Genomic DNA, 21,119 nt, shown 5'->3' on the forward strand with positions numbered 1-21,119 from the left:
GGTGTCAAGGGCGGGATTCCGGCCTCGCCGACAGCCGGTGATGACTGCTTTCTATCCCCCTCACCAAGAGCAGTCAATAACAAGCAAGTCATGCTTTCTTTTGCTCATTTTCCCTTGACGCTGTCCCGCATGCCGCTTAGCGTCTGCGCATCCCCCGGCCCAGCGAGAGATACGAGGTACGGCATGCCGGTCATCCAGGTCACCGCCCCCAGTGCAGGGGCCGAACGGGACACGGCACGGCTGACGGCCGTGTGCCGCGCGGTCTCGGCGGAACTGGGGCTGCCCTGCTCCGGGGTCGTGGCGGTGCTGAGCCCGGCCGTCGTCACGGTGACCGGGCAGGCACCGGTCACGTCCTGGCCGCTCGCCGTCGTGCACGGCTCCGCGTGCCCGGCGGCCGCGACGGACGCCGTGCTGCGGGCAGCGGGCCGAGTGCTGGCACAGGAGTGGGAGGTGGCGGCCGACGGGGTGTGGGTGGAGTGGAGTACGGGGCGGCTCCCGTCCGTCACCTGAGGCGGGCGGGGCAGACCTGACCTGGCCGGACGGGCCCGCGGCTCAGACCCGGACCACGTCCACCCCGGCGGCGATCAGCGCCGCGACCTCGGCCTCGGGCGCCGAACCGTCGGTGATCACCCGGTGGATGCGCGCGGCCGAGGCCACACGCACCGGCCCCGAGCGGCCGAACTTGGAGCCGTCGACCAGCACCGTCACCCGCTGCACCCGCGACAGCAGCCAGCGGTCCGTCTCGGCCTCGTCCACGTGCGCGCCGCTGATCCCGGCGGCGTTGATGCCGTAGGCGCCGACGTACGCCTCGTCGATGTGCAGTTCCTCCAGCGCCTGGCGGGTCAGATGCCCCAGCAGTGACATCTCGCGGTGCCGAAGATAGCCGCCGAGCACGACCGTCGTGACCGTCTCGTGGTGCGCGAGTTCACACGCCAGGTGCAGCGAGTTGGTGACCACGGTCAACTCCTTCACCCCGCCCAGCAACGGGGCGAGGGCCGCCGTGGTGGTGCCGCCGGTGATCAGGACCGTCGCGCCCGGCTGCAGGTGGTGCACGGCCTCCTCGGCCAACTGCCGCTTCTCCCACGACGCCACGTCGGTACGCGCCGGGCGGTCGGGCTCCTCGCCGGCGGGCTGGGCGACGGCCCCGCCGTGGGTGCGGTTCAGCAGCCCCTGCTCCTGGAGGTGGGACAGGTCGCGGCGGATGGTGGACGGGCTGACACTCAGCTGCTCGGCCAGCAGACCCACGTGCGCCACGCCCGCCTTGCCCACCATGTCCAGCAGCTTGTTGCGGCGTTCGGCGCCCAGCATGCGGTTCCCTCGTCCCTCGTTCCCAGGCCGTGGCGTGTACGGCTCGGTCGTCCGCTGTCGGAAAGACTGTACGCGGGCGCACTCCCCTGCCTGCCCGGGGCGCACGCGACAGGAGGTGCGGGCGCCGCTCACCGCGGCCGCGACGACCAGGGGCGTACGCATCCCAGCACGGCGTCACCGGCGGGGGCCGCGTCAAGGACGCGCAGGGCGGCTCCGGAGATCTCCTCGGGGGTGTGCCACCGGGCGCCGTCCGGTTCCGTCCGCCACCCGAGGACGAGGAGGCGGCACCCGGGAGTCGGCCGCGCAGCGGGCGGCAGGCGCGCCGGGCTCCACGGGAGGCCGTCCGCCGCCCCGCTGTCCGGTGCGGCGTGTGCGCTGGTCAGCAGGAGGACGACGGGCCGGTCCGGCGGCACGGCGGCGGTCAGCGCGCGCACCGTCGACGGGGTGGCGAGCGGACAGTAGAGGAGGGCACCCGTGAACGGGATCTCCCGGGAGGCCCGCGCCAGATCCTCCCGCAGCCCCGGGGCCCGGTAGTCGCGGGGAAGCGGACGGGACCGGCCGCCCGTGCGGCGCTCCAGGTCCCGCAGGGCGGTGGCGGTCCTCGCCAGCGCCGTGACCGTGTCGCCCAGGGCGGTCGCCGCGCGGACGGCGGGGAGAAGCGCGCCGGTTGCTCCCACGACCAGCAGGTGTGCCGGGCGACGGGACGGCGGGGCGTCCGCGTCGGGGGCGGTGCGGGGGGAATCGCGGGTGTCGGGCATGGCACGTGCTTTCCGTCGCGGGCGCTGGGCGTCCAGGGGCGTGATCGCTGCCGCTCCGTCGAGGGGCACCCCCGGGCGCCCAGTCTTGGCTTTCTGATCGTCGCGCGCAAGCCTGGTTGCGCGTTTTTGACTGACTGTGCTCATTGACGCGCATTCCAGGGTGTGCGAGTGTGCGGTCGTGGCGCCGGCGGTCAGCCGGCCAGGCGCCCGCGCCACCAGTTCCAGCGGCCGGCCGCGAAGGACGCCTTCTCATGGCAGTTGCCCCTTCCTCCTCCCTCATCAGCGCACCTCCACCTCCCTCGCACGGCGGCGTGGGACTCACCCAGGGCCGCTACGGCGCCCGCGGCAACCTCGAACTGGTCCTGTGCGACAAGGACGACGGTCTGTGGGTGCTGTGGCACAACACCGACCCCGAGGGCGCCGGGACGCCTGAGAACGCGCCGCCGCCCGGCGCCTGGAGCGGCGGTCTGCACTTCGCCGCAGGCGACCGCTACGACGACGTACGCGTCCTCCAGAGCCGCAACGGACCCGACCATCTGGAGGTCATGGCCCGTTCCGGGCGCACCGCGCACCGGCTGCGCTGGAGCCCGGAAGCCGCGTTCACCGCGGAGGCGCCCCCGCCGGGGCGCCCCGGCCCGGGCCTCACGGTCGCCGAGACCGCCGACGGCGCGCTGTGGACCACGGCGCGGACGGTGTCGCCAACCGAGCCCGATGCCGGTCCTGAGCTGTACCGGGCGGATCCGGCCGGCTATCCGGACCTGGCCTGGTCACCCGCCGGACCGCCCACTCCCACCGCCCCTCACGACCCGGCACCCCGCGAGGTGGTGCTCGTCTGCGCACACGACGCCGTACGCCCCGGCGTCCTGACCGTGTCCCCCGTCCGCAGCCGGTGGACGAGCCCTCACGGTGAGGTCTCCGACCTGCCGGGCGCCGAACGGGCCACCGCCGTGCACGGCCCCCGCGGTCCCCTGGTGTTCCTGTGGGGCAGGGGCGTCGGACTGGTCGCCGTACACCCCGGTGCCGGAGACCCGCCCCGTAGCCTCCGGCTGCCCGGCACCGGCGCCGTGACCGCTCTGGCGGCAACCCTGGTCCGGCACGACCCCCGCCGCACCGACCTCGTCGTCCGCCGCGGCGGCGACCTGTGGCACCTGTCCGACCTCGGGCCGGGAACGGAACTCGTCTGCCGAACCCTGGTCAGCACGGTCCGCCGGGACCCGGGCGGCACCGCGCCGGTGCACCGGCGATGAGGGCCCAAGGCCCTCTCCCTCTGTTTGTCCTCCTTCCTCTCCCCTAGAGAACAGGTCTCTCCCATGCGGATACTCCTCGTCGGCGCCGGAGGCGTCGGTACCGCCGCGGCCCGGATCGCCGCCCGCCGCCCCTTCTTCGAGCACTGTGTGATCGCCGACTACGTGCCCGAACGCGCCCGCGCCGCCGCCGAGTCGACCGGCGACCCGCGATTCACCGCTGCCGGCGTCGACGCCTCCGACGAGTCCGCCGTACGGTCGCTGCTCACCGAACACCGCTGCGACATCCTTCTGAACGCGACGGACCCCAGGTTCGTTATGCCGCTGTTCCGCGCGGCCCTGGCCCAGGGCGCGCACTACCTCGACATGGCGATGTCCCTTTCCCGGCCGCACCAGGCGGCCCCCTACGCCCGTACCGGCGTCAAGCTCGGCGACGAACAGTTCGCGATGGCCGGGGAGTGGGAGCGGGCGGGGAAGCTCGCCCTGGTCGGGATGGGGGTCGAGCCCGGCCTCTCGGACGTCTTCGCCCGCTACGCCGCCGACCATCTCTTCGACACCATCGAGGAGATCGGGGTGCGCGACGGCGCCGATCTGACCGTCGACGGCTACGACTTCGCGCCCTCCTTCTCCATCTGGACCACGATCGAGGAGTGCCTCAACCCTCCGGTGGTCTGGGAGCGGGAGCGCGGCTGGTTCACCACGCCGCCGTTCTCCGAGCCCGAGGTCTTCGACTTCCCCGAGGGCATCGGCGAGGTGGAGTGCGTCAACGTCGAGCACGAGGAGGTACTGCTCATCCCCCGCTGGGTGGAGGCGGAGCGGGTCACCTTCAAGTACGGCCTGGGCCAGGAATTCATCGAGGTGCTCCGGACCCTGCACAAGCTCGGCCTCGACCGCACGGAGAAGGTCCGGGTCGGTACGGCCGAGGTCTCCCCGCGTGACGTCGTCGCGGCCTGTCTGCCGGACCCGGCGCAGCTCGGCGACCGGATGCGCGGAAAGACCTGCGCGGGGACCTGGGTGAAGGGGACGCACGGCGGCGTGGCCCGTGAGGTCTACCTCTACCACGTGGTCGACAACGCCTGGTCGATGGCCGAGTACGGCTCCCAGGCCGTGGTCTGGCAAACGGCGCTGAACCCCGTGGTCGCCCTGGAACTGCTGGCCGGCGGCGCCTGGGAGGGTGCCGGCGTCCTCGGCCCCGAGGCGCTGCCCGCCAAGCCTTTCCTGGACCTGCTGGGCGACTACGGCTCCCCGTGGGGAATGCGCGAGCAGTGAGCGGTGCGGCCCGCACCGGGACGATCCGGGGCGGGCCGCGGTCGCACGGTGTACGAGAGACAGCCCAGGCGCGTCGCCTGGGCTGTCTCTCGTACACCGTCGCGTGCCTGCGGTCAGACGGTGACCGCTCCGTCCGAGGCCGAGCCCACCGTGGCCACGTACTTGCTGAACACGCCCCGCTCCGCAAGCCGCTCCGGACGGTTCCAGGCGGCTCGTCGGCGCTCCAGCTCCGCGTCCTCCACGAGCAGGTCGAGCGTCTGGGCGGCCGAGTCGAGGGCCACTGTGTCGCCGTCATGGACCAGTGCGATCGGCCCGCCCTGGTAGGCCTCGGGCGCGACGTGGCCGATGACCAGGCCGTGCGAGACGCCGCTGAAGCGGCCGTCGGTCACGAGCGCTACCGAGTCGCCGAGCCCTTGGCCCACCAGCGCCCCGGTGATGGACAGCATCTCGCGCATGCCGGGGCCCCCGGCCGGACCCTCGTAGCGGACGATCACCACGTCACCGGCCCGCACCTGGCCGTCCTGGATGGCCTCGAAGCACTCCTCCTCGGAGTCGAAGACACGCGCCGGGCCCTCCCGCCGGAAGTCGGGACGGCCGCCCAGCTTGAGCACGCAGCCGTCGGGCGCGAGCGATCCGCGCAGCACGGCGAGCGCGCCCGCCGGCTTCACGGGCTCGGCGACGCTCGCCACCACCTGCTGGCCCGGCGCCTCTTGGGCGTCGGCGGCGACATCGGCGAAGGAGCGGCCGTCGACCAGGGTCACCGCCTCGCGCAGCAGCCCGGCGTCCCGCAGTCGTGAGGCCACCAGCGAGGTGCCACCGGCCCGCCACAGGTCGACCGCGGTGTACGGGCCGCCGGGCTTGAGGCCGGTGATGATGGGGACCTGGCGGCAGACGGCGCCGATCTCGTCGATGGCCAGGTCGAGGCCCGCCTCGCGGGCGACCGCCAGCAGGTGCAGCACGGCGTTGGTGGAACCGCCCATCGCGGCGACGGACACGATGGCGTTGTGGAGGGCGTCCGCCGTCAGAATCTGCGACGGACGGACACCCCGGGCGAGGGCGTCGAGGGCGATCTCTCCGACCCGCTCCGCGGCGGCCTGCTTCTCCTCGGCGACCGCCGGGATGTCGCCGACGCCGAAGGGTGCCAGGCCCATGAAGTCGGCGACCGTGCCCATCGTGTTGGCGGTGTACTGGGCCGCGCAGGTGCCTGCCCCCGGGCAGGCGTGCCGGGCCAGGTCGTCCACCTCGTCCTGGCCGAGCCGGCCGACGGCGCGCTCGCCGAGGGCCTCCCACATGTCCTGGACGGTCACGTCGCGGTCGCGCCAGCGGCCCGGCATCATGCTGCCGCTGTAGAGGAGCACGGCGGGGACATCCAGCCGGGCCATCGCCATCATGGCGGCCGGTACGGTCTTGTCGCAGCCGACGATGCAGACCAGGGCGTCGAACGCGTGGGCCCGGCCCATCAGCTCGATGGAGTCCGCGATGACCTCCCGGCTGACCAGCGAGGCGCGCATGCCCGGCGTGCCCATCGTGAGGTTGTCGGACACCGCGATGGAGTTGAACTCCATCGGGGTGCCGCCGGCCCTGCGCACCCCGGTGGCCACATGCCGGGCGAGATCGCGGTGGGTGAGGTTGCAGGGCATCGTGCCCGTCCAGGTGGACGCGATGCCCACGGTGGGCTTACGCATGTCGTCGTCGCTCAGGCCCATCGCGTACAGGTGCGAGCGGGCCGGTGCGCGGTCGGGATCGTCGGCGATGTTCATCGCGGGTTCTCCTACGGGGGCTGGTACGAGTACGGCGGGGACGGTGCCGCGTCCGGAGCCAGGACAGGGCACCTGGCGTGGTCAGTCGGTGAGGCGCACGGTGTTCCGCAGCCGGCCTACGTTCTCCACCTCGACCTCCACGACATCGCCGTCGGCCAGCCACAGCTGCGGGGTGCGGCCCATGCCGACGCCGTGCGGGGTGCCGGTGGCGATGACGTCGCCGGGGTGAAGGGTCATGTACCGGGAAAGGTAGGCGACGGTCTCGGCGACGCCGAAGATCATCTCCTTGGTGGAGCTGTCCTGCACGGTGGCGCCGTTGACCTTGGCGGAAATCGCCAGGTCCTGCGGGTCGGCGATCTCGTCGGCGGTGACGATCCACGGCCCGAGCGGGCAGAAGTCGTCGAAGTTCTTGCCGCGGAACCACTGCACGTCCGAGAACTGGGCGTCGCGGGCGGACACGTCGTTGGCGACGGTGTACCCGAAGACGTGTTCCAAGGCCCGGTCCGCGTCGACATGCCGGGCCGTCCGTCCGATGACGACGGCGAGTTCGGCCTCCCAGTCGAGCTGCTCGGTGGCCCCCCGCGGCACATGGACGTCTGAGGTCGGCCCGGTGAGGCAGTGGGCGGTCTTCACGAACGCGAGCGGGACCTTCGGGGTGTCCAGGCCGGTCTCGCGGATGTGGTCGGCGTAGTTGAGGCCGATGCACACGATCTTCTGGGGTGCGGCGAGCGGGCTGAGCACCTCGACCTCGGCCAGCGGGACACCGGGTGCGGAGGCGGACAGTGCGTCGTGTGCGGTGCCGTCGGCGATCAGGTCGCGGACGGCGTCGGCCATGAAACGGTCCTCCTCAGCGACGAGGGGGTGGACGGTGTCGCCTGCGACCCGGGCGGCGAACACGCGGCCCTGGTGGCGGATGCGGCTGATCTTCACGTGGTCTCCAAGGGGGAACGGGCGGGTCAGGCGAACCGAGGGAGGAAAGGCCGCTGCGCGTCCAGCAGGGCGTCGGTGAGGGCGGCCGCAGCGTCCGGGACGGTGACCGCGCCGTCAGCGATCATCGCCTCGACCACCAGGTCACGGTCCCCCGCCATGGCGGCCTCCGTAGCCAGCTCCACCGAGGTCAGCCGGCGGGCCAGGATCGCGGTGAGGGGCGCCGAGAGATCGGGGACCGACACGGGGCGCAGCCCGCGAGCGGTGGCCACTGCCGGGATCTCCAGGGCTGCTTCGTCGGGCAGTCCCGGCACCGAGCCGCGGTTGGGCACGTTGACGGAGAACATCTGACGACGGTCGAAGGTGATCGACCGGATGATCGCGATGAGCTGCTCCTGCTCGCCGGTCGAGTTCTCGAAGGACGCGGCGTCCAGCGGCGCGGTGTCCTCGGCCTGGGCGCGCATCCCCTGGTAGCGGCCCTCGCCCCACTGGAGGATCTCCGGGACGGAGAACGCGTCGACGCCGAGCTTCTTGCCGTAGTAGTCGCCGTGTGTCCAGCGCTCGGGGAAGAACTCCACCACATGCCGGTCGTTGGCGGCCGGATACGCGCCGTAGCGGCGGAAGATCTCCCAGGAGAACGGGTTGTGCCAGGCCTTGCCGTTCTCCCAGATCGCGCCGATGTCCGCCGGGTCGGCGGCTTCGGCCAGCTCGCGCTCCATCCGGGCCCGCACGCCCGGCCAGGCGTCCCGGCCGTTGTGTCGGAAGTCGTAGATGAAGGTGAGGTGGTTGATGCCGGCATAGAGGGTCGAGGTCTCCTCGAACGGCAGCCCCGCGAACGCGGCCAGTTCCCTCTGCACGTGGTGCATCCCGTGGCACAGGCCCACCGGCCGGGCTCCCGCGTAACGGGTCATCGCCTGCACGTTGGCCGTCATCGGGTTGCTGTAGTTGAAGAAGAAGGCGTCGGGGGCGAGGTCGGCGATGTCACGGGCGACGTCGACCATCACCGGGACGGTGCGCAGCAGTCGGGAGATGCCGCCGGGCATCACCGAATCGCCGACCGGCTGGTAGACGCCGTGCGCCTGGCAGATCTCGTGGTCCCGCTGCCAGGCGGGGCGCCCGCCGACGCCGACGCAGGTCACCACGTAGTCGGCGCCGGGCAGTTCCGTGCGCCGGTCGGTCGAGGCGCGGACGGTGATCCGGCTCCCGGCGTCCCGCGCCTCCACCATCCGGCCGGCGAGACGCGCGGCCACGCCGAGCGCCTCCTCGTTGACGTCGACCAGGCGGATCTCCCAGGACCCGAGGTCGTCCGCGGTGATCAGATCGGCGAGCAGACCGCGGGTGAACACGGCGCTGCCCGCGCCGATCAGGACAAGCACGCGGGTGTCGGACATCAGGGGTTCCTTTCGGCGTACGGGCCCGGGCCCGTACGGAGGTGGTGGGGTGGAGGCGCGGTGGTGCCTGACGGGTGGGTGTTCCACGTCGAGGCGGTCGGCCCCGCGCTACCGCGTCGGAGGTCGGTCCTGGGCCGCGAGCGCTCTGCGCGCCACCTCGTCCAGAGGCGTGCCGGCCCGGTGGGCCGCGTGGAGGGCTGCGCCGAGGACGGGCGTGAACAGCGGAGGGCGTACGTCGAAGTGCGCTTCACGGCGGTGCAGTTCGGCGCGGAAGGCGTCTGCCACAGGCCGGGCGCCGAAGACACCGCCCGAGTACGAGACGGGGACGCGCTCCGTCGTCGAGAAGCCGAGGTGTTGCCGAGCGGCATCGGCGAGGTGGGCGAGTTCGCGCCCGGCACGGGCGAGGATGGCCCCGGCCTCGGTGTCGCCCAGGTCCGCGGCCTCGGTGACGCGGCGGCTGAGGGCCGCGACCCCGTCCCGGCCGAGCCCGCCGTACAGCACCCGGCCCACGACGTCCAGGTCGGTGCCGAGCCCGAGACGGCGTCGCAGGACGTCGCCCAGCGGGCCGGGGGCGAGCCGTCCGTCGCTCATGCGGGTGAAGGCGTTGAGCCCCTGTACGGCGATCCAGTGGGCGGAACCCTCGTCACCGAACAGCTCGCCCCAGCCGCCGGTCCGAGCCGTGACCCCCGCGCGCTCGCCGTAGGCCATCGATCCGGTACCGCTGATGACGTTGATGCCGTCGGCCAGACCGAGCGAGCCGGCCCAGGCGCAGACCATGTCGTTGGCGACGTCGTGACGGTCGTGTCCCAGCAGTCGGCTCGGCAGCGCGTCGAGGGCCGCCGTGAGACCGGGCGACTCCCCGTGCGCGGGCAGCCCGAAGAAGGCACGGGCGAGACCTGACACTTCGATACCGGCGTCGGCGCAGACCTGGGCCACGCCGTCGGCGAGCACCGGGAGAGTGCCGTACGACCCGTCGGCGCCGGGCTCGTCGGACGGCGAGGTGCCCGGCCCGATGGCTCTGGCGCGCACCGTGCCGGAGCCGTCGACCAGGCAGAACGCGGTCTTGGTGCCGCCGCCGTCCACACCGAGGAACACGGCGTCCTGTGCGGGGACCATGCTGTCCCTCCTCTCTGGGGCCCGTCCGGGACGGGACGCAGCCCGCGCCCGTCGGGCGTCAGCGGCTTTGCAGGGGGTGGACGGTGACGCCTTGCACCACGCGGTTGACCTCTCCGTCGGGGAAGGGGTTGTCAGGGCGGATCCCGCGGTCCAGGGAAGCACGCAGGGCGATGCGCTGCGCGCACACCACGGCGGGCAGCGCGAGCGCCGCGTCGTCGGCTTCGGCCATCTCCGGCATCAGCCATGTGAGGTCGTCGGCGGGCAGCCCGTCGGACCGTCCCGTCACGGCGGCCACCCGCCCGCCGGGCAGGGCGGCCCGCATCTCGGCGAGGATGTCCAAGTCGTACCGGCGGGTGTACGGGTCGTTGGACACGTACACCACAACCGAGGTGCGGTCGGTGAGGAACGCCTTCGGGCCGTGCCGGAACCCGAGTGAGGAGTCCGCCCAGGAGACCACCGCGCCGCCGGTCAGCTCCAGGAGTTTGAGAGCCGACTCGCCTGCGAGTGCCTTGAGCGCGCCGCTGCCCAGGTAGACGACCCGCTCCGCCGCACCGGCGGCGAAGGCGTCGACACGGGCGCCGAGTTCTCCGCCGATCACGGCCTGCGCGGCGGTGGCGAGCGAGTCCACGCCGCCCACGGGCTGCTGCCCGAAGGCGAGCAGAACGGACAGGAGCATGCAGGTGAGGCTGGAGGTCATCGCGAACCCCTGGTCCTCCGCCTCGGGAGGCGTCAGCAGCACGTGCGAGTCGGGCCGGTCGCGGTGCGCGTGGGCCAGAGCGCCGTCGGCGTTGCAGGTCACCACCAGATGGGCGCACCTGCTGAGCAGCGCGGTGGCATGCTCCGCGGCCGCAGTGCTCTCCGGACTGTTGCCGGACCGGGCGAAGGAGACCAGGAGGGTGGGCAGATCGTCCTCGAAACACCCGTGCGGGTCGGCGACGATGTCGGTCGTCGCGACCGCGTCCACCCGCCGTCCGGTACGCGCCGCCAGGGTCGCGCGCAGGATCTCGCCCGCGTAGGCGGAAGTGCCTGCGCCCGTCAGGACGACGCGCAGCCGGGGATCGGCCAGCAACGGGGAGAGGAACGCGTCGAGTCGCGGCCTGTCCTCGGCGACGATCCGGTCGACCCGCCGCCATAGTTCGGGCTGCTGGGCGATCTCCCGCTGGGTGTGTTCCGCACCGGGAACGGTGACGGGGGCTGGGCTGAGGGGGGCGGTCACTCGGACTCCTTGATCAGAGGGTGCTGGAACCGGTCACGAACCAGGTCGACGGTCGGCTCACGTGCGGCGGCGCGAGTCCGGCCACGCGGAACCGCCGGTGCCGTTCGGGCAGGCGGACGGAGAGGAGCGGCAGCGGGACTGCCGCCGGCGTCGAGGTCGTTGAAGAGCGTGGACTGTGCCACCGCGTTCTCGGGGTCGGCCCGGGAGGAACGGATGCGGTGGCTGCAGCTGTGGCGTCGGTCCGCGTTCCGCTCGCCCGCGTCACCTTCGCCGCACCCGTCCGCCTCACACATCGCCCTTTCAGACGGCAGTGCGCCGACGGGTGAAACCAGGGCAGACACCGCCCGGCACGATTGGTCTCGTACCAGTTGGCCCCACGGACTGGCCATACCGTCTCCGATTCTGTGTACACCCAGGCAGGTTGAGCGCTTCAAGCGGACTATCGGCGACCCTACTGGTCTTAATACTGGTGGTCAATGATGGAGATCTGGTATGTTACTGGTATGCCTACTGAGTCGCCGCTCCCTCGTGGCCTTCTCGACGCCGACGCACTCCCGCTGTACGCCCGGATCGCCGCCCGCCTGCTGGACGACATCACCACCGCCGGCGCCCGGGGCGGCGACCGGCTCCCGTCGGAACGCGTCCTGGCCTCCCGCTACGACGTCTCACGCGTCACCATGCGTTCGGCGCTGGGAGAGCTGGCGACCCGCGGGGTGATCGAGTCGTCGCCGGCCCGAGGCTGGTTCCTGACGGTCGCCGGAGCCTCGCGCAAGGCCGAGGCCGAGGCTCCGGCGGCCGCACCGGTCGGCCGCTCCGTGCAGGGCTTCGCCGACTACGCACTGCGCCACGGCCTGTCCGTCCGCACCCGGGTCCTGGAATCCGGCGTACGCCCTGCCTCCGTCGAGGAGGCCGAGGAACTCCGCATCGCTCCTGGCGCCGCCCTCTTCGAGATGCGACGTCTGCGCTACCTGGACGACCTGGTCGTCGTCGTCGAGCACAACAGACTGCCCCTGGTGCTGTGCCCTCTCCTGTCCGAGACGGACTTCGGCAGTGCTTCGCTGTACGCCACGCTCCGCGCGTCGAGCCCGGGCCAGTTCCCCCGCGTCGCCGACTACTCGGTCGAGGCCCGCCAACCGAACTCCGAGGAGCGCCAGTTGCTGGAGATCTCCGACGTCACCCCCGTACTGGTGGCCACCCAACTTGCATACAACCAGGACGCCAGACCCCTGGAACTGACGGTCGCGATCTACCGGGGGGACCGCTATCGGTTCCGGGCATCGATCACCGACTGACCTTCGGCTCCCCGTTCCTCAAGAACGCGGGCCTCACCTGCGCCCCTGCGCCAGTACGCGCCTACGTCGAGGACGTCCTCGACGACCCCGACTGCGTTTTCGACGCCGAAGTCGGCCCGGAGCGCGGGCTGTTGACGCCTAACGCATGATGGACGATCAGCACCACGCAACACCGGCAGGGAGCCGAACATGACCACCCAGCACGAGCGCGAACTGACTTCCGGGGTGAAGATACCCCTCGTCGGCTTCGGCACCTTCCTCATCCCCGACGACGAGACCGGCACCGCCACCGAGAACGCCCTCGCGGCCGGTTACCGGCACATCGACACCGCCGAGCTCTACGCCAATGAGCGCGGCGTCGGCGAAGGACTGCGCCGCGGCCTGCATCAGGCAGGCATCGAGCGCGGCGACGTGTTCATCACCACCAAGCTGTGGCCGCAGGCGCAGGGCCGCGACAAGACCGGCGCGGAGACCCTGCGCTCCCTCGACGAGAGTCTGAACCGGCTCGGCGTGGACCAGGTCGACCTCTACCTCATCCACGCCACATTCGGACGCGAACAACGGCTGGAGCAGTGGGCGGCCTTGGCCGAGGCGTACAGGAGCGGTAAGGCACGGGCGATCGGGGTGTCCAACTTCAACGCCTCCCACATCGATGAGCTCATCGAGACCGGTCTTCCTGTGCCGCACGCCAACCAGATCGAGTTGCACCCCTGGTCCCAGAAGCCTGAACTGGTGGCCTACCTGAAGCAGAAAGGCATCGTCCCGATCGCGTACAGCAGTCTGGCACCGCTCTCCACCTGGCGCACCGCGTCCGGCCACATCAACGGCAAGACCCGGCACATGCGCGTCGAGGGCGAGCAGGCCGACTCCCCGTTCAAGAAGCTCGCGGAGGATTACGGGGTGAGCGAGGCGCAGTTCCTCCTCGGCTGGGGCGTGCAGAACGGCTATCCCGTACTGCCCAAGAGCACCAAGCCCGACCGCATCCGCCAGAACCTGGACATCTTCTCGTTCCGCATCGACGACGCCGACATGGAATACATCCGCAGTCTCGACCGCGGCACAGGACTCGCCTGGGGCGAGATCGACCCCATCACACACGGCTGAACATCGCACCCCGTGCTGCGGGGAGGCACCCGGACCGGGTGCCTCCCCGCAGCACGGGTCCAGCTGGCCGACGAGCTTGTCGCATGTACGCAGGGCTGAACATGGCGCGACGGACCTTCGCCGAGCCCGCGGAACCGCCCGTGCTCATGCAGTCGCATCGATGGCCTGGCCGCCCCCTGCTGAGCAGGGGGCGGCCAGGCTTCGGCGGATCCGACGGCCGGTCAGGGCAGACGGTGGTCCTCGTTCAGCACGGTGCCGCGTTCGGGGCGGTACAGGTCGAAGCCCCTTGTGTCGCACTGGAGGCCACCGACGATGCAGTGGTCGACCAGGGCCTTGAGGGTGCGCTCCTCCCACGCGTTGAAGAAGTCGTAGTGGAAGGAGTAGCCGCGACCACTGGCGAGGCGGACCTGGGACATGTCGCCGTTGACCGGCCACGCCATCTTGAACTCGATCATCGGCAGGGCGACCGGGTGGGAGGCCGGGCACATGTTGTCGTTGGTGCCGGGCTTGACCACCGTGTAGGACATGTGGCTCTGGTGGTCGGGGGTGTCGAGGTACTTGCCGTCCCAGCAACTGGGCGCCTGCATGCGCAGGTTGAGCTGCACGTCGGGCCGGCTCGGACAGCTTGCCGGGATGTCGGTGTTGAAGAAGCTGTCACCGCATTCCCAGCCCTCGACGAAGCCCTTGTGGCTGCGGAACTCCTGGGCGCTCTGCATCGGGTTGCCGACGACGAACCGCAGCCCCTTGGGGAAGGGACGGACGCTGCGGTAGTCGGTGACGCCGGCCTTGTAGTAGATGACCTGCGGGCCGACGGGCAGGATCTTCTGGTCACCCTTGTACAGCGAGGGCATCCAGTACGCCGAGGCGTCTGCGGGCGCCTTGCAGGTGGTGTTCCCTCCGTAGAGCGAACCGGTGGTGCTGGCGGCGTTGGTGGAGGTGTTGCCCATGAACGTGTGGTCATGGGACTTGCCGAACTGGCCCGGGTAGACGATCGGGTCGTCCGTCGCGGTGTGGGTGACGGCGCAGCCGGCCTGGAACTCGTGGTGGTAGGCCGGGGGCGGGGTGGCGGTGGACGGTGTCACACCGGTGACCTGGGGTACGGCCGGGATGTAGCCGTCTCCGTCGGCGTCGTCGCTCGAGGCCTGGGTGGACGCGGCCATGACGTGTCCGCTGTGAGCGTTGGCCGCGACGACGGCGGACGAGGTTCCGCTGTCCGTGCCGGCGGCGGATGCGATGGTTCCGATGCCGAGGGCACTGGCGATGAGGGCTGTGCCGAGGAGGAGTGCGGGGAGTCGTTTCGGACTCGATCTCAAGGGGATCTCCTGCCCTTGCGGATGGTTTCGCGTGAACGCGGACACGCCACGCGACTGGTGTCGTGCGGTGGTACCGGGGTGGCGGGGCCGAGCGGCGAGCCCCGCCACCCGTCATGGGGGTCCGGCTCTGCGGACGCCGAACTGTGGAGCGAGTAGCCCCAGCCGGTGCCGCGTGCGGTGAGCTGGAGCTGCACGTACCGCGCGGTGGCGGCTGACACCAGGTGCGTGGAACCGAACGGCCGGGCCGGCACGCGCGCGACAGACGTGTCAGGGGAAGGAGACCACCGTGGACGGCACGGTCGAGGTTCCGGCCGGGATGGTGGACGCCCCGGTGTTGTTGATGACGTGGTTGTAGTGGCCCATTCCGCCGAGGGACACCACCAGGAGGCTGTGGAACTTCACCCCGGGCTTGACGGGCGCCTTGAAGCCGTGGTCCTGCACGATGGCCGGGTCCACGTTGTAGTTGCAGTAGCTGCCGAGGCCCCACGCCTCGTGGGTGTTCACCGAGTCGTCGACGCGGTAGGCGGCGTAGCCCTTGGTGGCTCCGTTCTGGATGGCGGCCTGGCTGGGTGCGTCGTACGCCTTCTCGTTCTGGTAGAAGATCGTCTTGCCCCGCTCGCCGTACCACTCGACGTCGTACTTGTTGAAGTGCTCGACGAACAGGCCGGTGGCGAGCACGTCGTCTCCATTGACCCGGACGCCGTAGTCGGCGCGGTTGGTCTCCCAGCCCACGCCCTCGCCGTGGTCGGCGCGCCACACCCAGGTGTGATCGATGATCGCGTCGTCACTGTTCACGACCACGCTGGTGGTGGCCTTGCCCGCGCCGGCGCCGCCGACGCGGATGTAGACGTCCTGGACGGTGGTGGGGTTGGCGGCGTGGTCCGCTCCGGCGCCCTGCGGCCCGATCTCCAACAGAGTCGGGGAGTTGACCGGTCCGGCGTCGATCAGGAAGCCGGCGAGCTTCACCCCGTCGACGTCGGCCACCTTCATCGCGGTGACTCCGTTGTCCGGGATGATCGTGGCGAGACCGAGACCGAGCACGACGGTGTTCGCGCGGTTCACGTTGATGGTCTGGTCGACGTGGTAGACGCCCGGGGTGAACAACAGGTGCAGGCCTTGGGCCAGCGCCTGGTTGATCGTGGCGGCAGTGGCGCCCGGCTTGACCACGTAGAACTGGCTGAGCGGAATGGACTCGCCCTGCGGGGTGCCGCCGGCCCAGCTCGCGCCGCGGGCGTTGGTCCGTTTGGCGGGGGTGAAGACCTTGTACTCGTTGCCGTCCAGGTAGAGGTACGGCTTCTCGCGCGATATCGGCGTCGTGTCGAGCGTGGTGTAGCGGGGCTCGGGGAACGAGGTTGCCGGAGCGCCTTCGACGCCGGAGAAGGTCTGGTTCCAGACGCTGTTGGACCAGCTGCCGATGGAGCTGTCCCGGGTGTACCACTGCTGCTGGGAGTAGTTGCCTATCTGACCGTCGATCTTCGAGTCTGCGATGTACCCGCCGCTGGCCCAGCCATAGCCGTTCGGCGCCAGATTGAGACCGCCCTTGACGTGCATGCGGCGGAAGGAGGAGGCCTGCGAGACCGCCCACCGGTTCGTGCCGTTGGCCGGGTTGAGGGTCAGACCCTCCGCACCGCGCCAGAAGTTCTGGGTGGCGTTTCCGTTGAACCAGCCCGCGTCGACGGTCACGTCACCGTTGATCGTGGTGTCGCCCGGGCGCAGCCCGAGACCGGCGATCTGGGTGTAGAAGCCGATCTGCGCGTTGAGGTTGTTGTACGTGCCGGGCTTCAAGAGGAAGGCGTGCCGGCCGGAACCGAACTGGGCCGACTCCTGCTCCTGGAACACCTGGTCCAACTTGCCCTGGATGTTCGGGGTCGAAGGATCGATGACGTGCACGTTGGGGCCGAGATCACCGCCACCGGGGAGGGCCGGACCGCCGTCGCCCCCACCGCCGTACACCTGGAACTCCCAGAGCGAGTAGCCGTATCCGGTCGCTCTCGTCACACCCTGCATACGCACGTACCTGGCCGTGCCGGATATCGCGAGGGTCTCGGTGCCGCCCGCGCCGGTCGCGGTCGAGTAGGCCGTCGACCAGTTGGTGCCATCCGTCGACAGTTCGATGCGGTAAGCCTTGGCGTACGCCCCCTCCCAGCGAAGCACCACCTGGCTGAGCGAGGCGGAGCTGCCCAGGTCCACCTGCAGCCACTGCCCGTCGGACGCCGCGCTCGACCAGCGGGTTCCGAGATTCCCGTCGACCGCGTCGGCCGCCGGGGTCCCGTAGTGCTCCTGACTCGAAGCCGTGACGGTCTTGCCCTGCGAAAGCAACACAGGGGCCGCCTGCGCGGTGGCCGCAGGAACCACCACCAGGAGCGTGGCGGCCAGCGCGCCGACGACGGCGCCCGCGAGACCGCGCTTCACACGGCCGCGGACCGGCGGCGAGGTCGCCAGAGACATACCGAACAGAGACATATGGAGGATCTCCTCGAAGCGAGAGAGCGCATGGGAGAGCGCTCTCCGGAACCATGCCCGCCCCTCCGAGGCGCGGTCAATAGTCGTGACACGGCTTTTCTTTTGCCTTGAGTTAAGGGGCGCCGGCATCCCTCTCACCTGACAGGGGGCCGGAGGATCACAGAGGCGCTCGTCACTCCAGGCCGGAGGATCACAGAGGTGCCCGTCACTCCAAGCCGCAGCGCCCATTCAGATCATCGAGCAGTTCCAGGCTCCCTGATCTCGCCTGCCCTGACGCACGACCAACCGGCGAGCCACCCCTCGGCCGAAGGGCTGCCCGCCGGCGAGGCGGCACAGGTAACGTCCCTGCGGCCGGATGCGCAGCACTGGCGAACCTGGGCTCGCGGCGCCACTGAGCCCCTCCCCCGCCGGCACGCGTTCCGGGGATGGCGTGATTCCGAGGCCATGAATGGCCCGGCAGCAGAGGCACGGCAGACAGGCCCGGCGTGACTACGACGTCCGGGACTCCGAGGCAGCCCGGAACGCCACCCAGCCCGCCTGATGACTGGGACGACGGACGCGGACGTTGCGCGCCTTCCGGCCACGCCGCTCCAGCCGGTCGCGACCGATGAAGCCGCCCAGGTTCTCGCCGGCAACGCCGCGGAATGGCACTGGGCGGCGCGCTCAACGTCGCAGGCCCCTATGTCTTCCCGCTGGACGAGAGCGACACAGGGACTGCCGTGCTCCCTGCCCGGCCCGACAGGACGCACCCCGTCCGCCGACGACCGGCGGGGTGCGCGACCGCCCCGGCAGACCCGCCGCTTCGAATTGACACCGGGTATCCGGATATTTAATGTCCAGGTATGCGGATGAGCCAGGGTGTCGAGTGGGCCGTGCACAGCTTGCTGAATCTGGCCTGGCTGGGTGACGGCGAGCCGGTGCCGGTGGCCACGCTCGCGACCGGGCATGATCTGCCGCGCGCCTATCTCAACAAGCAGTTGCAGTTGCTGGTCAAGGCGGGGCTCCTGAAGTCCGTGCCGGGTGCTCGCGGCGGTTTTCTGCTCGCGCGCCCCGAGGAGTCGATCACCCTGCTGGACGTGTTCGACGCCATGGAGGGTGACGCCCCTCTCTTCCGCTGCGCGGAGATCCGGCAGTGCGGCAGCGTAGGCGCCCGCACCGGCGGGGACTTCTCAACCGCCTGCGCGGTGAACTCAGCTATGGGACGCGCCGAGAGGGCCTGGCGCCAGGCGCTGGCTGAGCAGACTCTCGCCGAAGTGCGGGCGTCCGCGGACGCGCACGCCCCAAGCATGGGGCGGACCGTCCGCCGGGCTTTCGGGTTCGACTGAAACGATCATTTCGGAGTACGGCTCCTGCCGTACTCCATTTCTGGAAGGTGAATCTGGATGAAAAATATCCTGGTTATTGGTGGGGGTTTCGCCGGTGTGTGGAGTGCGCTGGGAGCCGTCCGTACCGCTCGCGAGCAAGGCGTCGACGCATCCGAGCTGCGCGTGACCCTGGTCGCCCCCACGGACGACCTGGTGATCCGGCCCCGGCTGTACGAGGCGGACCCGCAGGCCATGCGGGTCCCGCTCGACCGTGTGCTGGGGCCGGTGGGCATTCACCGGATCGCGGCCACGGTCACCGGTATCGACGCCGATGCCCGCCAGGTCACCGCCATCGGCCGAGACACCCGGACGCTCGATCTCGCGTACGACCGCCTGGTGCTGGCCACCGGCAGTCAAGTCGTTCGCCCCCAACTGCCGGGTTCGGAGTGGCTTTTCGATATAGACACCCTGCCGGCGGCAGCCCGGCTCGACCACCATCTTCAGCGCTTGGGTGAGCGTGCCGCCTTCGAGGGCCAGTTCACCGCCGTGGTCGTGGGCGCCGGTTTCACCGGCCTGGAGATCGCCACCGAGTTGGCGGGACGGCTGAGGGAGCTGGCCCCCGCCGGTCGCCGTGACGAGGTCCGGGTGGCCATGGTCGAGCGCGCCGAGGTCGTCGGTCCGGAACTCGGCGAGGGCCCGCGCCCGCACATCACCCAGGTCCTCGACGACCTCGGCGTCGAGCAACTCCTGCGGACCACGGTGGACGCCGTCACCGAAGACTCGGTCGCCCTGTCGAGCGGCGAGACCCTGCCTTCTGCGACGGTCATCTGGACCGCCGGCACGACCGCCAGCCCCCTCACCGGTCTTCTCCCGGGCGAACGCGACCGCCTCGGGCGGCTGGTGGTCGACGAGTACCTGCGCGTCAAGGGCTCCCCCGGGATCTGGGCGGCCGGCGACACCGCGGCCGCCGAGGCCGAGGCTGGACACAGGGTCACGCAGAGCTGCCAGCACGCCGTTCCTCTGGGCAAGTTCGCGGGCCGCAACGTGGCCGGCGATCTCCTGGGCCTGGACCTCGTCCCCTTCGATCCCGACCCGTATGTCACCTGTCTCGACCTCGGCCCGGCGGGCGCGGTGGTCACAGCGGGCTGGGACCGAGCCGTCCAGATGACGGGAGAGGATGCCAAGAAGATGAAGCAGCAGATCAACAGTGAGTGGATCTACCCCCCGGTGGACGACGCAGCCCTCATCCTCCACCGCGCGGACCACCGCACCACCTGGCCCACGTCGGACGTCTCCGCTTGACAGGCCCTCGCATTCGGCCAGTCCTCGGTAGCAGATGAGGGTGCAGGCGGCGATATTGGTCGCACCGAGCAGCGGGCCCAACTGATCGTTTGAGAATGAGTTGAGCCGCGGGTTCTGCGTTCGTCGATCTTGGTCGGCAAGGTGACCGAGATGCGTGCCGATCTTGTGCCTGACGACCCGTGGGAGTGGGTGGCTCCGCTGCTGCCACCTGTTCCCGAACTGCGCCACCGTCATCCGGGGCGGTTGCTCCTGCTCCTGCTCCTGCTGGACGCGGTCCGACCGATCTGGAGCTGTTGGGACGCCCCCGCTATAACTTTTGCCGGCTAAACCTGACTTCCGGCAGGAACACGCCCGCGATTCCGTCCAATTCGAGGACCACCGTTGGAAGGCCGTCACCCACTGGCTCCACAGGGGGGCGTTGAAATGCTCTGGCCCCGGATCTTGTCATACGGATAGTGTGATCGCCGGGGAATACACCAACTCCGTTCTCGGTCAACGGTGTTGATCGCCGGAATCAGGGGGAGAGCTCATGGCTGGCTGGTGGCGAAGGAAGTCCGCTCCAGAGACGGACGTTCCTGTCACGGGCGCGCCGAAATTCTTGACGGGGTCGGCACGCGGGACGCTGCCCGCGCACATCGACGGACCCGGCGGGCGGCGGGCGGTGACGCTCGCCGTGCACGACGACGGGGTGGCACTGACCGACGGCGAAGAGGGCCGCACCTACAGGTGGTCGGAGGTCGCCCATGTGTGGCACGCCAACGACATGGACGGCGAAGCGGCCGACGGTTTGATGATCACGGAGTGGCTGCACGAACTGCTGCTGGAGTTCACCGACGGCACAGTCGTGAACTCACTGCTGGCCGACCCGCCCGTCGCCACGCCCGAGTCCGCCTTCCGTACCGGCCGGTTGTCGTCCTCTCCGCCTTCTGTCATCGCGCCGTTGATGCAACGCGTCATCGCACCGGTGACCGAACTGCTTCTCGCCAGAGCGAAGGCGACACTCGCGGCCGGCGGCCAGGTGGAGTTCGGCCCACTGACCGCCACGGCGGAAGGGCTGCATCATGACGGCAAGGAGGTCCCCTGGAACACCATCACCTCATGCCGCTACGGCTTCGTCATCTTTCACGAGGACGAGGACGAGCTGGGCGCGATGCTCCGCATGGAATACGAGGTCGACAGCGGCGCGCACGGAATTCCGTTCGCATGGCTGCGGATTCCCGCGCTCGACGTCCCGGAAGTGGATGTCCTCGTGCGGCTCGCTGACGAGAGACGCATCCAGGATTCAAGCCGCGCCCGTGACGCCCAGTCTTCTCGGCACGATCGAAGGTGAGCCGGGACGGACCGTCCCGCCC

The 21,119-nt window shown here is 70.5% G+C and carries 17 protein-coding genes; 8 read left to right on the forward strand and 9 right to left on the reverse strand.

Features of this window, described 5'->3' with window-relative positions:
* The first annotated feature begins 183 nt into the window (after positions 1 to 183).
* The gene (locus ACFUNE_RS11460) at positions 184 to 510 is read left to right on the forward strand and encodes a hypothetical protein (protein WP_383565189.1); all 327 of its coding nucleotides are present in this window, start codon (positions 184 to 186) and stop codon (positions 508 to 510) included.
* A 42-nt stretch (positions 511 to 552) separates the two neighbouring features.
* On the opposite strand, the gene ACFUNE_RS11465 is transcribed toward ACFUNE_RS11460, so the two are convergent.
* Positions 553 to 1,308, reverse strand: a complete 756-nt coding sequence (locus ACFUNE_RS11465) for a DeoR/GlpR family DNA-binding transcription regulator (RefSeq protein WP_383565191.1) — start codon at positions 1,306 to 1,308, stop codon at positions 553 to 555.
* 128 nt (positions 1,309 to 1,436) lie between these two features.
* Positions 1,437 to 2,066: a hypothetical protein gene (locus ACFUNE_RS11470; protein ID WP_383565193.1), complete on the reverse strand. Its 630-nt coding sequence runs from the start codon at positions 2,064 to 2,066 to the stop codon at positions 1,437 to 1,439.
* Positions 2,067 to 2,317: 251 nt separating this feature from the next.
* Between ACFUNE_RS11470 and ACFUNE_RS11475 the strand changes: the two genes are divergently transcribed.
* Together ACFUNE_RS11475 and ACFUNE_RS11480 are read left to right on the forward strand one after the other, a co-directional pair.
* A complete protein-coding gene (locus ACFUNE_RS11475) occupies positions 2,318 to 3,313 on the forward strand; it encodes a hypothetical protein (protein WP_383565195.1) in 996 nt (331 codons plus the stop codon).
* A gap of 63 nt (positions 3,314 to 3,376) precedes the next feature.
* Entirely contained in the window at positions 3,377 to 4,579 is a 1,203-nt protein-coding gene (locus tag ACFUNE_RS11480; protein ID WP_383565197.1) for a saccharopine dehydrogenase family protein, read from the forward strand.
* 113 nt (positions 4,580 to 4,692) lie between these two features.
* Here ACFUNE_RS11480 and ilvD read toward each other — a convergent pair whose 3' ends face one another.
* The 5 genes from ilvD to ACFUNE_RS11505 form a co-directional block, all read right to left on the reverse strand.
* Complete coding sequence (gene ilvD, locus ACFUNE_RS11485) at positions 4,693 to 6,339, reverse strand: dihydroxy-acid dehydratase (protein WP_383565199.1); 1,647 nt, start codon at positions 6,337 to 6,339, stop codon at positions 4,693 to 4,695.
* An 81-nt stretch (positions 6,340 to 6,420) separates the two neighbouring features.
* The gene (locus tag ACFUNE_RS11490; RefSeq protein ID WP_383565201.1) at positions 6,421 to 7,269 is read right to left on the reverse strand and encodes a fumarylacetoacetate hydrolase family protein; all 849 of its coding nucleotides are present in this window, start codon (positions 7,267 to 7,269) and stop codon (positions 6,421 to 6,423) included.
* Between the two features lie 26 nt (positions 7,270 to 7,295).
* The gene (locus tag ACFUNE_RS11495; protein WP_383565204.1) at positions 7,296 to 8,657 is read right to left on the reverse strand and encodes a hypothetical protein; all 1,362 of its coding nucleotides are present in this window, start codon (positions 8,655 to 8,657) and stop codon (positions 7,296 to 7,298) included.
* A gap of 108 nt (positions 8,658 to 8,765) precedes the next feature.
* Entirely contained in the window at positions 8,766 to 9,773 is a 1,008-nt protein-coding gene (locus tag ACFUNE_RS11500; protein ID WP_383565206.1) for an N-acetylglucosamine kinase, read from the reverse strand.
* Between the two features lie 58 nt (positions 9,774 to 9,831).
* Positions 9,832 to 10,989, reverse strand: coding sequence for an SIS domain-containing protein (locus tag ACFUNE_RS11505; RefSeq protein ID WP_383565208.1), 1,158 nt, complete (start codon positions 10,987 to 10,989; stop codon positions 9,832 to 9,834).
* A 503-nt stretch (positions 10,990 to 11,492) separates the two neighbouring features.
* On the opposite strand from ACFUNE_RS11505, the gene ACFUNE_RS11510 reads away from it, so the two are divergent.
* Both ACFUNE_RS11510 and ACFUNE_RS11515 read left to right on the forward strand, forming a co-directional pair.
* A complete protein-coding gene (locus tag ACFUNE_RS11510) occupies positions 11,493 to 12,281 on the forward strand; it encodes a GntR family transcriptional regulator (RefSeq protein ID WP_383565210.1) in 789 nt (262 codons plus the stop codon).
* 189 nt (positions 12,282 to 12,470) lie between these two features.
* Positions 12,471 to 13,385 carry an aldo/keto reductase gene (locus ACFUNE_RS11515; protein WP_383565212.1) on the forward strand — a complete coding sequence of 305 codons (915 nt, stop codon included), beginning with the start codon at positions 12,471 to 12,473 and terminating at the stop codon, positions 13,383 to 13,385.
* Positions 13,386 to 13,606: 221 nt separating this feature from the next.
* Here the strand turns inward: ACFUNE_RS11515 and ACFUNE_RS11520 are convergent, their stop codons facing one another.
* Both ACFUNE_RS11520 and ACFUNE_RS11525 read right to left on the reverse strand, forming a co-directional pair.
* The gene (locus ACFUNE_RS11520; protein WP_383565214.1) at positions 13,607 to 14,698 is read right to left on the reverse strand and encodes a DUF1996 domain-containing protein; all 1,092 of its coding nucleotides are present in this window, start codon (positions 14,696 to 14,698) and stop codon (positions 13,607 to 13,609) included.
* A 267-nt stretch (positions 14,699 to 14,965) separates the two neighbouring features.
* Positions 14,966 to 17,161 carry a discoidin domain-containing protein gene (locus tag ACFUNE_RS11525; RefSeq protein WP_383565216.1) on the reverse strand — a complete coding sequence of 732 codons (2,196 nt, stop codon included), beginning with the start codon at positions 17,159 to 17,161 and terminating at the stop codon, positions 14,966 to 14,968.
* An 842-nt stretch (positions 17,162 to 18,003) separates the two neighbouring features.
* On the opposite strand from ACFUNE_RS11525, the gene ACFUNE_RS11530 reads away from it, so the two are divergent.
* From ACFUNE_RS11530 to ACFUNE_RS11540, 3 genes are all read left to right on the forward strand, one after another.
* Positions 18,004 to 18,486: an RrF2 family transcriptional regulator gene (locus ACFUNE_RS11530; protein ID WP_383565218.1), complete on the forward strand. Its 483-nt coding sequence runs from the start codon at positions 18,004 to 18,006 to the stop codon at positions 18,484 to 18,486.
* 57 nt (positions 18,487 to 18,543) lie between these two features.
* Positions 18,544 to 19,767 (forward strand): NAD(P)/FAD-dependent oxidoreductase, encoded by a 1,224-nt coding sequence (locus tag ACFUNE_RS11535; RefSeq protein WP_383565220.1) that lies wholly within the window; start codon positions 18,544 to 18,546, stop codon positions 19,765 to 19,767.
* Between the two features lie 529 nt (positions 19,768 to 20,296).
* On the forward strand, positions 20,297 to 21,097 hold the full coding sequence (locus tag ACFUNE_RS11540) for a hypothetical protein (protein WP_383565222.1): 801 nt from the start codon (positions 20,297 to 20,299) through the stop codon (positions 21,095 to 21,097).
* Positions 21,098 to 21,119: the final 22 nt, after the last annotated feature.

The organism is Streptomyces sp. NPDC057287, from assembly GCF_042667905.1.
Lineage (GTDB): Bacteria > Actinomycetota > Actinomycetes > Streptomycetales > Streptomycetaceae > Streptomyces.

Excerpts from the sequence above, each read along its gene's own strand:
- ACFUNE_RS11540 (WP_383565222.1), top strand. The coding sequence starts at position 20,297 with ATGGCTGGCTGGTGGCGAAGGAAGTCCGCTCCAGAGACGGACGTTCCT.
- ACFUNE_RS11530 (WP_383565218.1), top strand. The coding sequence starts at position 18,004 with ATGCGGATGAGCCAGGGTGTCGAGTGGGCCGTGCACAGCTTGCTGAAT.
- ACFUNE_RS11510 (WP_383565210.1), top strand. The coding sequence starts at position 11,493 with ATGCCTACTGAGTCGCCGCTCCCTCGTGGCCTTCTCGACGCCGACGCA.
- ACFUNE_RS11465 (WP_383565191.1), bottom strand. The coding sequence starts at position 1,308 with ATGCTGGGCGCCGAACGCCGCAACAAGCTGCTGGACATGGTGGGCAAG.
- ACFUNE_RS11495 (WP_383565204.1), bottom strand. The coding sequence starts at position 8,657 with ATGTCCGACACCCGCGTGCTTGTCCTGATCGGCGCGGGCAGCGCCGTG.
- ACFUNE_RS11460 (WP_383565189.1), top strand. The coding sequence starts at position 184 with ATGCCGGTCATCCAGGTCACCGCCCCCAGTGCAGGGGCCGAACGGGAC.
- ACFUNE_RS11535 (WP_383565220.1), top strand. The coding sequence starts at position 18,544 with ATGAAAAATATCCTGGTTATTGGTGGGGGTTTCGCCGGTGTGTGGAGT.
- ilvD (WP_383565199.1), bottom strand. The coding sequence starts at position 6,339 with ATGAACATCGCCGACGATCCCGACCGCGCACCGGCCCGCTCGCACCTG.
- ACFUNE_RS11470 (WP_383565193.1), bottom strand. The coding sequence starts at position 2,066 with ATGCCCGACACCCGCGATTCCCCCCGCACCGCCCCCGACGCGGACGCC.
- ACFUNE_RS11475 (WP_383565195.1), top strand. The coding sequence starts at position 2,318 with ATGGCAGTTGCCCCTTCCTCCTCCCTCATCAGCGCACCTCCACCTCCC.
- ACFUNE_RS11500 (WP_383565206.1), bottom strand. The coding sequence starts at position 9,773 with ATGGTCCCCGCACAGGACGCCGTGTTCCTCGGTGTGGACGGCGGCGGC.
- ACFUNE_RS11515 (WP_383565212.1), top strand. The coding sequence starts at position 12,471 with ATGACCACCCAGCACGAGCGCGAACTGACTTCCGGGGTGAAGATACCC.
- ACFUNE_RS11525 (WP_383565216.1), bottom strand. The coding sequence starts at position 17,161 with ATGTCTCTGTTCGGTATGTCTCTGGCGACCTCGCCGCCGGTCCGCGGC.
- ACFUNE_RS11480 (WP_383565197.1), top strand. The coding sequence starts at position 3,377 with ATGCGGATACTCCTCGTCGGCGCCGGAGGCGTCGGTACCGCCGCGGCC.